The sequence below is a fragment of the Bartonella grahamii ATCC 700132 genome (assembly GCF_000518085.1).
Taxonomy (GTDB): Bacteria; Pseudomonadota; Alphaproteobacteria; order Rhizobiales; family Rhizobiaceae; genus Bartonella; species Bartonella grahamii.
Genome location: NZ_KI912378.1, coordinates 25,968 through 37,816, shown reverse-complemented (window position 1 = coordinate 37,816; position 11,849 = coordinate 25,968). Strand labels below are relative to the sequence as shown.

Sequence of the window (11,849 nt, the reverse complement as noted above, 5' to 3'; positions counted from 1 at the left end):
GTCAGCGCAGGGCGTTTAATGGAAATTTCTGATATTTTGAATGTTCCACTTTCCTTTTTTTACGCGGATATCATTACAAAAAAACAGCCCCCATATCATCATGATGAAATCGCATCGAGCACAGAAGAATATCTGCTGCTCAAAAGATTTAGAACTCTCACAATGGTAAAAAAGAAAGCCTTTTTACAGCTGATCTCTAATGAGAGTGCACGCTAACATCACACGGATAGCGCACTATTCATAAGCATTCATACGTATTTTAAAAAGCAGCCCCCATTATAAGCATTTTTTCATTTTAGGAGGAGATGCCCTTAATATAATAGAAGATAAGCATTTTTACACACGATACCCCTTTATCATTATTATTTTTAACAGGACTATTTTCAACAGTCTGGCTCTCATCGACATTTATGCTATTTTTTTAAACTTACCCAACCCTACCTTAACTAAGATGAAAAACTGAGAGATAAAAAGTAATATAGAAATGAGAGTTCTTATACGGCTTGTAATGATGAAAAAAAAATGTGAAAATTCTGATCGGTAATGAGGAGAAAACACCATGATCAAGAGAAGCGTGAAGCTGCTTATCTTAGGCGTGATTGGACTTGCAAGTTCTGCTGTCAATTCAGCTGGAAACACTGAAGAATTCTCAAGTTCTGAAGGCTCTTTCAATACGATTCAAGAAGCTTCAAACACTCAAGAACCTTTTCAGCCCTTAAAAGCTGGAGACTATGACCAAGCCTATGATTATTACATCCAAGGTTATTATTTAAAAGCTTTTCGTGAAGCACTCCGACGTGCTGAAAAAAATGATCCTTTTGCACAAACTCTTCTTGCCCGAATTTATATGGAGGGATGTGCTGTCCCTATTGACGGTGCACGTGCTGCTTTATGGTTTGAACGCGCTGCAAAACAGGGGGAACCCCAAGCACAACTACGCTATGGACTTATGTTGTTTGATGGTCACTTTATAAAACAAAATCAAGAACTTGGTGAACAGTTTATTCAAAAAGCTGTCAATGCAGGCGTCAAGGAAGCCTATTTTTATTATGGACAACTGCTTCTTTATAAAGCCTCACAGGAAAAACAAGCTCTCCCCGGTGTTTCTTCCCAAAGTCGTGAAAATGAAGCAATCGAGCAAGCCTTAAAATTGTACTTAAAAGGTGCTGCTCTTGGAGATGCTGAAGCCGCTTTTTCTGCTGCAAAAATTCTTGCCTTAGGCACATTAAAACGACCAAAGGATGATCGCAATGCCCGCAAACTCATGGAGGTAGCGGCTCAAAACAACCACTTAAAAGCTCAACTTCATTTAGCACAATGGCTTATACAGGGGCGTGGAGGAAAAACAGATTTTCCCCGTGCTTTTCATTTACTTCAAAGAAATGCTATCAACATGGTAGCACCAGCACAGATTTCCCTTGCAAGGCTTTATCGAGATGGCACAGGAACAAAAGGCGATATGATAATGGCAGCGGCATGGTATATGCTCGCAAAGGAGGCAAAAATGCAAGCCCCTGATCTTGAAATGATGCTCCAAGGCATGGACAAAACACAACTAGAAAAAGCGCACAAAGAAGCAATAAAGCTCCTTCCTGTTTTTTAAAATACTCCTTCTCTGCTTCAAAGAGATAAAATTTATAGAAATTCCGGGAGATTTTGCACTGTCCAGGGGCGATAAGCCCTGAAAGCAAAATGCTGATTAGAACTCAGTACTTTACTACTCCCGGAATACCAACGCGAGGGCGCTCGCAACCGGCGGGGAGAAATGCACAATAAAAGATCTTTATAACGGCATTTCCATTGGCAAAAAAATGCACTGGTATCATTTGCTTAAGCAAACAATATCCAATAAGCAAAAGAACTAAGCTATCGCGAAAATTCCAAAAGCTCTATTTGTTCATTCTTTTTGCTTGGATGAAAAACACACCAACTCTCATTAAAAACTATTTTTTATTGTAAATTTGCTGAAATTACTTTATGAATTGAAAGGTGTTTTGGTCGCATACGCAACGACCAATAGGGCTCTAAAAACCCGAAACCTCGTACATAAATTTACCCCGCTTTGCGGGTATCCCGGAATTCCGGGAGATTTTGCTATGTCCAGGTGCTTTAAGCACTAAAAGCAAAATGCTGATTCGAGGTCAGTGTTTTTAGACTCCCGGAATACCAACGCGAGGGCGCTCGCAACCGGCGGGGGGCTTTAAAATGCAATCTCAAAATCTTAATATTGATCTTTTTGTAGGCAAAAAAGTTCGTTTTAGACGAAAAATGTTGAAGATGTCTCAAAAAACATTAGGTCAACATTTGGGTGTTACTTTCCAACAAATCCAGAAATATGAAAACGGCTTAAATCGTGTCAGCGCAGGGCGTTTAAAAGAAATTTCCGATATCTTGAATGTTCCGGTTTCCTTTTTCTATGCCGATATTATCACAAAACAACAGGCCCCATACCACCATGATGAAATCGCTTCAAGCACAGAAGAATACCTGCTTTTAAAAAGATTTAGAGTTTTACCAACGGTAAAAAAGAAAGCCATTTTACAGCTCATCGCTGATCAAAATGAAAACTTTTAACATTATGATATAGGGCGCTACACTCTCTGTTCTTAACTTGCCTCCCACACCTCAAAGGACAGAAGTCCCTTCCCTATCCAGTTGGTAAACAATCCGTCTTTTCAGAACAGAACTCTTTTAGCTTCCCATTTCATGTGGTTCATTTCACAAGATTATCCGGACAAGCCCCCTTCATATATTCACCACACATTCTCAATTAAAAACACCTCATGGTTTTACGGAACTTATATCATTGCCATCAATTATATCATTACCATCAATGATGATATTTTACGACACAACGGGATAAATTCCCCAAAAAATTCTAAAAAATTTTTGTGCAAATTTTTAAAAAGCTTGCGTCTGAGCGCTTTTTATGGTCTTGCAAAGAACTGAAAAGCAAAAATACATCAAGGTCCTTTTTTACTTAAGCTTTTCTCTTTGCAAAAAACATGAGAAAACCTATGGAGTACACAGGACCATGAGAGAGCCGCAAGGCTAATCAAAGGAATTTGAGCCCGAAAATAACAAAAGAGCTCACCGTTAAAGGCAGCAAAGAAAAGCGCCATAACGACAACAAGAGAGTTCTTTTTGCAAGAATAGAATTGGATAGAAACGATGAAAATTAATGGCAATGAAATTCGCCCTGGTAATGTGATCGAACATCAAGGAAGCTTATGGGTTGCTGTTAAATGCAACGCTGTAAAACCAGGAAAAGGTGGTGCATTTAACCAAGTTGAAATGAAAAATTTAATTGATGGTACAAAACTTAATGAACGGTTTCGTGCTGCTGAGACGGTTGAACGCGTGCGCCTTGAACAAAAAGATTTCACATTTCTTTATCAACAAGGGGATGCTTTGGTCTTTATGGATTCAGAATCTTATGAACAACTTGAACTTCAAAAAGATTTTGTTGGTGAACGTGCTGCTTTTCTCCAAGATGGGATGACTGTCACAGTTGAACTTTATCAAGAAAAACCTATTGGCATCTCACTTCCTGATCAAGTTGCTGTCACGATTGCGGAAGCCGATCCTGCCATCAAAGGACAAACGGTTACCTCCTCTTATAAACCCGCCATTCTTGAAAACGGGATTCGTATTCTTGTTCCCCCCTTTATGAATGCTGGTGAACGTATCATTGTAGACACCAATGAGTTGATTTATTTGCGTCGCGCAAATGAAAAAGATAAATAAAGGAATAAAAAATGGCCCATTCTGCAGTCATGAATGTCATGGTGCAAGCTGCAATGAAAGCAGGACGCTCGTTGGTGCGTGATTACGGTGAAGTGCAAAATTTGCAAGTGTCTTTGAAAGGACCAGCAGATTATGTCAGCCAAGCAGATCGCAAAGCGGAAAAAATCATTTTCAATGAATTAAGCAAAGCGCGCCCCAAATTTGGTTTTCTAATGGAAGAATCTGAAGAAATCATTGGCGAAGATTCCCAACATCGTTTCATTATTGACCCTCTAGATGGCACCACAAATTTTCTTCATGGCATTCCTTTTTTTGCTGTTTCCATTGCCTTAGAAAGTCAAGGAAAAATCGTTGCTGGTGTCATTTACAATCCCGTAAGTGATGAACTATTTACCGCAGAACGCGGTTGTGGTGCTTTTTTCAATGACCGACGCTGTCGCGTTTCTGCTCGACGCAGACTAGAAGATTGTGTCATTGCCACAGGTATGCCGCATTTTGGTCGCCCAAATCATGGAACCTATCTTATTGAATTACGCAATGTGATGGCGGAAGTTGCCGGACTTCGCCGTTTTGGCGCTGCTGCTCTTGATTTAGCTTATGTTGCTTCTGGCCGAACCGATGGCTTTTGGGAAGATAACCTGCAAATTTGGGATATGGCTGCTGGAATATTGATGGTTCGCGAAGCCGGTGGTTTTGTCACCGATAAAGAAGGCGGCAGCGATATATTCCGCAAAAAAAATATCATTGCTGGCAATGAACACATTCGCATCAAACTAGAAAAAACCCTCAAAAAAGGCATTTAGACCTCAGAAGTAGTGTCATTTTAAAAGGCAATGCTAAAAGTTTAACTTTGCAACATCCCCATAGAGATATCCCTCATCACGCAACCTTATCTCTTATTGAATTGCGCAAGTAATGAGGAAGTTTCTGGACTTCGCCTTCTTAGCGCTGCTGCTCTTAATTTAGCTTATGTCGCCGCAGGAAAAACCGATGGCTTTTGAGAAGATAACCTACAAATTTTTGATAGAACTACCGGCATACTGATGGTTCGCAAAACCGGTGGTTTTATCACCGATAAAGAAGGCAACAATATATCCCGCAAAAAAATATCATTGCCGGCAATGAACACATTCGCACCAAACTAGAAAAAACCCCTCAAAAAAAGTATTTAACTCTTACAGTTTTTTACAAAAACCTTAGAACCTAAAAAAACACGTGGAGAGAGAGTTTTAAATTTTCTTTACAGAAAACGATAGGAAATAACTGATCAGATAGTGACAAAAACATCATCACAAATAAGAAATATACTCGCTATCCCCCCACAAAAGCAATCCTCAACAGCTTACCTTATTGACGTTTTTGTCATTCAAATCCCCCTCCAAACAAGCTGCAAAAGGCAATAAACAAAAAAACATCATAACAAAATGCCCCAAGAAGCAATTATCGCACCCAAAACAAAAACACAGTCCATTCCCTCTCTCAATATATGCTCTTTATAGTGCACTATCCATTGATCGAAAATCTCCTCTCTCATAAAAGCTGCCGCATATACCTCTATTTGCTTTTCACAAAAATACGCAATTATGTCAATTTCCATTAATATACTAATTCATACAATTGTTACCAGCTTCTCCCTCTTTTCAGCATTATTCTAAAGTATGTATCAAATAGGCATGGGATTTATGAAAATGCACATTTTTGTTCTCGAGAATTGCTTCTTGAAATTCGCTCACGAACTGTTCTTGATCTTTTTTGATAGCCTCTTCCAATGCATTTACCTTTTCATCACCGAAAATGATTTTTAATTTTTCTTTTGAATTTCCTATTTTGACAAGCATTTCCCAAAAGATCCATTGATTATCACATTTCTTACTTGACCACTTCATCCATTTTATGACTCCTAATTTATAGGCTTTTTCAAATTTTGGAGTCTCTTTAGCAATACGCAACCCCTTTTTCTTTTCTTTATCTTTCTCTCTACAAACATCAATGTCATTTCTAACCGTGGAGTAACAACAATCCTTATCAAAGGCCATATATCCTTCTTTTACCGTATCAATAAGCTGCTTATAGTAAATGAAAGTTTCTCTTGCCGCCTTATAATCACTGGAAATATCATACAATAATGCTAGAAGCTCTCTTTTACAAATGCATAGTAATTCAGCATCTCCAGGCAGACTAAGATACCAACGAGACAGTATCTCTTCTAGCGTTTCATATTCTGTATATTTAGGTATATCTTCATAATAAATTTCCAAAGATTTTAACTCTTCATAGTATCCTGAAGCCTTTTCTTGTAGTTGCTGTTCATATTCAGCCGTAATCATATCATCAACCATATATAAACACCAATGAAGCGACAACATTGTATGTTTATATCGTTTTTTTTTCGTAAGAGGATCTACAAACTTTCGCAAAGTGATCCTATTCTTTCTCATCAATCGCACTGCTTTTAGATAAGTTTCCTTAAAAGTGATTATGAACGCATTTATTTTTTTGATATGTTCATCAGTCAGTTCTTTTGTCAGCGCCGTTTCATACAAAAACCACGCTTCTCCATATCCTTGCATACAAATATCTTTTACCATCAAAGGCCATTGTCCGCTCGTTTCAGAAGATAGCCAATGTTCAGGATTTTTTATCTCCAGTAAATCTCTTTCCCATTCCTTTACTTCTTTATCCCATTGTTTAATTCATTTTGGCGATATTTTTTGAGTTTTTTTAACAAGCTTTTGTTCCCATTGAGCAATAATATTTTGGTATATCGCGCACTCTCGATCTTTTAGCTGCAGTAATTTCTCAAACTGTTCAAGTTGTTCACTTAATTGCTTTTTCTGATAATTTGCTAACCAAAGACTATAGATTATACTCCCTGCTATAAATATTCCCCCTATCACTATGACAGCTTCACTCATTCTTGCTCTCTTTTATTCTCACCAACATTTAACGCAGCTCTTTTATCGATTTCTCGATATTGTATCATTATGTGTATATATGATTTGAAAATCACTACATATTATATTTTAATAAAAACAATACACAAAATATAGATATTTTTGTTGGCGAAATAGAACAATTTGTATTTAATAATGCTGTTTTAGTGATTTATGTACTTTAAAGAAAAGCCTTATAAGCCCTCAAAATGCATGATCCATGAAATATTGGTTTTCAAAGTAATAAAAACCTTAATCCAACCAAACAGCAAAACAAACTGCGTGCTTTGTTCGCACTGTTTTATAATATCGATAAAAAGCGCCTCTCTGCCTATTTATCAGTTCTTCTTTAAGTAGCCCAGCACCATCATACTCTTATGCCAGCGCCCCCGTTGTGATAGCCCTTGAAACTTGAGACGATTCATGAAGAGGACTTATTCTTTCTAAAGTGTTTTATTCACGCGGGCTCTCTCTGCTTGCCACATACAAGGGACATGGTTTTAACTAATACAACATAACTAAATTTGAAACGAGAAAATCCTATGGTATTCATGATCTCTCATGAAAAACAATGAATTATCCTTATAAATCAACGTGACAGTTAAATCAACGTAACAGTGCTGTTATGAAGAGAACTCCTTGCACATCTTAATAGTTCATAAAGATTACTGGGTGTCATTTTATATTTTGTACACAGATGAAGTATTTTTATAAAAATGCTCCGTCTCACGCAGAAAAAAACAGCCCGTTAAGACTTTAAAAAGAAAAACACCACAATGCTTGCCCTCTTTTTCCATGAGAGATTCAAATTGATAAGCCTGTCTAAAAAGAGTGCTGTTTATGTCCTTAAAGATACTGCTCTTGTATCAAGATCACTTACTCCGGTGAAAATTGGAGTTTTGCGAGGTAAGCATAGACGCCATTTTTTGCCACAAGTTCTGCATGGGTTCCTTCTTCCACAAGAGCGCCTTTATCCATCACGAGAATGCGATCAGCTTTTAAAATTGTTGCTAAACGATGTGCAATTACCAAGGTTGTACGATTTTGCATCAATCCTTCTAAGGCGTCTTGCACCAACTTTTCACTGTTTGCATCTAAAGCAGATGTTGCTTCATCAAGCAGCAACAGGGGTGCATTTCTTAGAATTGCCCGTGCAATACCAATGCGTTGTTTTTGCCCCCCAGAAAGCATGGTACCACGTTCTCCTACTTGCGTATCCAAGCCATCTGGTAAAGCTTGAATAAATTCAAGTGCATTAGCCGCCTTAGCGGCAGCAAGGATTTCCTCTTCATGGGTATTTTCAGTTCCAAAAATAATATTATCACGCAATGTTCCATCAAAAATGGCGACATCCTGTGGAACATAGGAAATTGCGCTGCGTAAATCTTGTAAAGAAAGGCGATTAATTTCCATGCCATCCAACCGAATTGTTCCACTTATCGGGTCATAAAAACGAAGGATCAAAGAAAAAATGGTGCTTTTTCCTGCTCCTGAAGCCCCAACAAAAGCAACCGTTTCGCCTGCCTTCACAGAAAACGAAAGCGAGCGTAAAATCTTCTCTTGTGGTCTAGAAGGATAAATAAAATCAACCTGATCAAAAACAAGTTCGCCTCGAACAGGTTGTTCCAATGATAAAGGATTTTTAGGAGCTACAATAGTAGGTTGTTCTTGTAGCAATTCGGAAAGCCGCTCAGCAGCGCCTGCTGCTTGGATTAACTCTGCCCCCAGTTCCGATAATTGCGCAAAAGTAGAAGCTCCAAAAACCGCATAAAGGACAAATTGCCCTAATGTCCCGCCTGTCATCGTTCCATTCAAAACATCGCGCGACCCAATCCATAAAACAGCAACCACACTGCTAAAAACCAAAAAAATTGCAAAACCCGTAAAAAAGGAGCGCAGGATCACAGAAGCACGTGCTGTTTGAAAAGCCCGTTCTATCAATTGTGAAAAACGTGTTGCAACGAGTTTTTCTGCGGTAAAAGCTTGCACAGTGCGAATAGCACTTACCTGTTCTGTAGCAACAGCATTGGCATCTGCCAGACGATCTTGCGCCGCACGCGTACGCGAGCGCACTTTCCGCCCAAAAACCACCAAGGGAATGGCCACAACAGGAATAGCAACCAAAACCAACAAAGACAATTTAGCATTGGTAATCACCATCATCACGACGGCTCCGATCACTATAATCAACTGACGCAAAGCAGTAGAGGCGGTAGAACCCACAGCTAATTTTATTTGTGTGGTATCTGTTAGAAGCCTTGAAACAATCTCTCCTGAATGCGACCGATCAAAAAAAGCAGGAGAAAGTTTCATAATATGAATAAACACATCACGCCGTAAATCGGCAACAATCCGTTCTCCCAATGTGATAACACAATAATAACGGCCAGCAGAAGCAAATGCGAGAAGCAAGGCTAAGATAAACAAAATTCCGAAGTAAAAATTGATATGTCCATGGCTTGAAGTAGAAAACCCATGATCAAACATTTGGCGGATAGCCACAGGCAAAGCTAATGTGACAAGAGCAGCAACAGATAACGCTAGAAAGGCAAAGATAAACAACCAACGATAGCGCAAAAGATAAGGAAAAAAAATTGCAAGCGAAGAGAATGAAGATTTTTTAGGGGAAGACTTTGTAGATTTTTCTGAATGATTGAAGAGATTCATAAGGTTTCGCTCACTATATTGAATTTATAACACTTGATACAATGATGCATCTTGAACACTTGTTTTTTTATGCATGCTCAGCTATAGGAATAAATACTTTAATCAATGTATCAAAAAGACAAAGGAAGCGCACTTAAAAAATCGAGCAAGTGCTGTTTCATTCTGTAAACGCAAAAGGTTTTTACGCATGAAAGCGAATATTCATCCCAACTATCACACAATTACCGTTGTTATGACGGATGGAACCCAATATAAAACGCGCTCTACTTGGGGAAAAGAAGGCGATACTCTTAATCTAGATATTGACCCAAGAACGCATCCAGCATGGACAGGTGGCTCCCAGACACTCGTAGACCGTGGCGGTCGTCTTTCTAAATTCAAAAATCGTTTTGGTAATATTGGCATGTAAAAGCCTATTCCTGATTATAAAGAGCACAAGTTTTAAAAAATGATTGCTCTATTGCAAGTGATTGATTTTTTTATGCTGTAAAGAGTGCACTTTAAATATTAATTCAAAAACGCATCCAACATAAATAGATGGGATCTTAGGCACTAATAAATCTTGGTGGCTGCGTTTTTTAAATTTAAAAATCAGTTTGAAATACGAGCATAAATCTTTCCTCTTAGAGTATAACGACCTGAAATAAAATAATTGCAAACCATTCTTCTTTTTTTGGAACTGAAAAATACCCATGAAGAGGACATCCTTGCTGCCGCTAAAGCGACTAATGCGCTTGAATTGATTCAAGCTTTACCAGATAGCTTGGATACGTGAATAGGAGAACGTGGTACCATGCTTTCTGGGGGGCAAAAACAACGCATCGATATTGCACGTGCAATTCTAAGAAATGCACCCCTGTTGCTGCAAGCCGGCACCATCATTATATTTGCCAGCTCATGGGTGTTGCTACAGCCCTTGGCACTTGAGACGATTTATTATAGGCATTTTAAGTCCTTCCTTAATATTTTTTTATTCACGCGGGCTCTCCCCGCTTGTAACGTGCAAGAGACATGGTTTTTGTTGATTCAATACGGAACAGGTTTGAAATGAGAAAATCCTGTAATATTCGGGATCCCCATTCAACATACAAAACAGTGAACTATTATTATAAATCAAAGTGTTGCTGCTTGATGAAACAACATCTGCTTTAGATGCAAACAGTGAAAAGTTGGTGCAAGATGCCTTAGAAAGATTGATGCAAAATCGTACAACCTTGGTAATTGCACATCGTTTGGCAACAATTTTAAAAGCTGATCGCATTCTCGTAATGGATAAAGGCGCTCTTGTGGAAGAAGGAACCCATGCAGAACTTGTGGCAAAAAATGGCGTCTATGCTTACCTCGCAAAACTCCAATTTTCACCTGAGTAAGTGATCATTATGAAGAGCAGTATCTTTAAGAACATAAACAGTACTCTTTTCAGACAGGCTTATCAATTTGAATCTCTCATGGAAAAAGAGGGCAAGCATTGTGGTGTTTTTCTTTTTAAAGTCTTAACGGGCTGTTTTTTTCTGCGTGAGACGGGCATTTTTATAAAAATACTTCATCTGTGTACAAAATATAAAATGACACCCAGTTAATCTCTATGAACTATTAAGATGTGCAAGGAGCTCTCTTCATAACAGCACTGTCACGTTGATTTAACTGTCACGTTTATTTATAAGAGTAATTCATTGTTTTTTATGAGAGATTATTAATACTATAGGATTTTCTTATGTCAAACCCTCATAGTGAATCAAACAAAATCTCTTGGCTTGCACATCACAAGCAGAGTTAGCGTGTGGAGTGAAGCTGTACAAAAAGGAACAAAACGCCTCTCTTCCCCCTTTAAATACCAAAGGCTGTCACAACATTGGGGCGCTGGAAAGAGTATACGACTGGCAAAGAGTATAATTGGTGCTCGCTTACTGAGGACCCTTATGCGGCCCACTTAATAGGCTCTACGGACACAAGCTCTACCCTAAAGACTTATCACACTCTTAAAAAAACTGAATATGAAAAATTTTTCATGCCCCCTCTCACCGCCCTAAACAATAGTGTTTACCGAAAATCATGACTAATTGTAATTCACAAATAGGCTTTTCTCATCTGCAGGAGTATCCTTTTATTCTCTTTCAAAAAAACGAACACTTTTTGAACGTTGTTTGCAGATTCGTACTATTGAAAAAGAGCAAAGACTCTTTTAGCGCTTTTGGGCTTCTTATAACTTTTGTGAGCGCGTATAAGCAACAGCTTTTATAATAAACCAGCTGTTGGCAAAATCGTAAAATTTTATCAAATTTATTGTTTGTAAATATCACCACGACCACTGTTCTGCTCTTGCAGACACGCAACCTCAAAACACTTTCTCTTTGCTCACAAATTGTCTCTCCAGCTCTTTCTTCCAGTCATAGCCTATAAAAATAAGGATAGCGTACTTTAATTGGACACCATCTTCCCACACCACCACCAACGCCATCATTTATATTTACAGCCCTCAATTTTATAGCCACCCCCTGTCGT

General features: G+C 38.5%; 9 protein-coding genes and 2 pseudogenes. 8 read left to right on the top strand and 3 right to left on the bottom strand.

Annotated features, from left to right (window positions below; translation table 11 throughout):
* From U736_RS12615 to U736_RS0110290, 5 genes and pseudogenes are all read left to right on the top strand, one after another.
* Positions 1-216: pseudogene (locus U736_RS12615) on the top strand (helix-turn-helix domain-containing protein); the annotation flags it as partial.
* Positions 217-559: 343 nt separating this feature from the next.
* A complete protein-coding gene (locus U736_RS0110315; protein ID WP_026500761.1) occupies positions 560-1,603 on the top strand; it encodes a tetratricopeptide repeat protein in 1,044 nt (347 codons plus the stop codon).
* Between the two features lie 602 nt (positions 1,604-2,205).
* Positions 2,206-2,574 carry a helix-turn-helix domain-containing protein gene (locus U736_RS0110310; protein WP_034452314.1) on the top strand — a complete coding sequence of 123 codons (369 nt, stop codon included), beginning with the start codon at positions 2,206-2,208 and terminating at the stop codon, positions 2,572-2,574.
* A gap of 597 nt (positions 2,575-3,171) precedes the next feature.
* Complete coding sequence (gene efp, locus U736_RS0110295) at positions 3,172-3,747, top strand: elongation factor P (RefSeq protein ID WP_015856958.1); 576 nt, start codon at positions 3,172-3,174, stop codon at positions 3,745-3,747.
* An 11-nt stretch (positions 3,748-3,758) separates the two neighbouring features.
* Positions 3,759-4,550 (top strand): inositol monophosphatase family protein, encoded by a 792-nt coding sequence (locus tag U736_RS0110290; protein WP_015856959.1) that lies wholly within the window; start codon positions 3,759-3,761, stop codon positions 4,548-4,550.
* An 843-nt stretch (positions 4,551-5,393) separates the two neighbouring features.
* Here the strand turns inward: U736_RS0110290 and U736_RS11445 are convergent.
* The 3 genes from U736_RS11445 to U736_RS0110270 all read right to left on the bottom strand — a co-directional run bounded on the left by U736_RS11445 (position 5,394) and on the right by U736_RS0110270 (position 9,347).
* Positions 5,394-6,335 (bottom strand): hypothetical protein, encoded by a 942-nt coding sequence (locus U736_RS11445; RefSeq protein WP_244395823.1) that lies wholly within the window; start codon positions 6,333-6,335, stop codon positions 5,394-5,396.
* Positions 6,336-6,440: 105 nt separating this feature from the next.
* Positions 6,441-6,662: a hypothetical protein gene (locus U736_RS12980; RefSeq protein ID WP_244395824.1), complete on the bottom strand. Its 222-nt coding sequence runs from the start codon at positions 6,660-6,662 to the stop codon at positions 6,441-6,443.
* An 894-nt stretch (positions 6,663-7,556) separates the two neighbouring features.
* Complete coding sequence (locus tag U736_RS0110270) at positions 7,557-9,347, bottom strand: ABC transporter transmembrane domain-containing protein (protein ID WP_015856960.1); 1,791 nt, start codon at positions 9,345-9,347, stop codon at positions 7,557-7,559.
* 187 nt (positions 9,348-9,534) lie between these two features.
* Here U736_RS0110270 and rpmE point away from each other — a divergent pair, with 187 nt between their 5' ends.
* The 3 genes and pseudogenes from rpmE to U736_RS0110250 all read left to right on the top strand — a co-directional run.
* Complete coding sequence (rpmE, locus tag U736_RS0110265) at positions 9,535-9,756, top strand: 50S ribosomal protein L31 (RefSeq protein WP_015856961.1); 222 nt, start codon at positions 9,535-9,537, stop codon at positions 9,754-9,756.
* A 384-nt stretch (positions 9,757-10,140) separates the two neighbouring features.
* Positions 10,141-10,398, top strand: a complete 258-nt coding sequence (locus tag U736_RS13210) for a hypothetical protein (protein ID WP_026500757.1) — start codon at positions 10,141-10,143, stop codon at positions 10,396-10,398.
* 67 nt (positions 10,399-10,465) lie between these two features.
* A pseudogene (locus U736_RS0110250) lies at positions 10,466-10,717 on the top strand (ABC transporter); the annotation flags it as partial.
* Between the last annotated feature and the right edge of the window lie 1,132 nt (positions 10,718-11,849).

Coding starts and splice junctions, on each gene's coding strand:
- U736_RS0110315 (WP_026500761.1), top strand. CDS start 560: ATGATCAAGAGAAGCGTGAAGCTGCTTATCTTAGGCGTGATTGGACTT.
- U736_RS0110310 (WP_034452314.1), top strand. CDS start 2,206: ATGCAATCTCAAAATCTTAATATTGATCTTTTTGTAGGCAAAAAAGTT.
- efp (WP_015856958.1), top strand. CDS start 3,172: ATGAAAATTAATGGCAATGAAATTCGCCCTGGTAATGTGATCGAACAT.
- U736_RS0110290 (WP_015856959.1), top strand. CDS start 3,759: ATGGCCCATTCTGCAGTCATGAATGTCATGGTGCAAGCTGCAATGAAA.
- U736_RS11445 (WP_244395823.1), bottom strand. CDS start 6,335: ATGGTAAAAGATATTTGTATGCAAGGATATGGAGAAGCGTGGTTTTTG.
- U736_RS12980 (WP_244395824.1), bottom strand. CDS start 6,662: ATGAGTGAAGCTGTCATAGTGATAGGGGGAATATTTATAGCAGGGAGT.
- U736_RS0110270 (WP_015856960.1), bottom strand. CDS start 9,347: ATGAATCTCTTCAATCATTCAGAAAAATCTACAAAGTCTTCCCCTAAA.
- rpmE (WP_015856961.1), top strand. CDS start 9,535: ATGAAAGCGAATATTCATCCCAACTATCACACAATTACCGTTGTTATG.
- U736_RS13210 (WP_026500757.1), top strand. CDS start 10,141: ATGCTTTCTGGGGGGCAAAAACAACGCATCGATATTGCACGTGCAATT.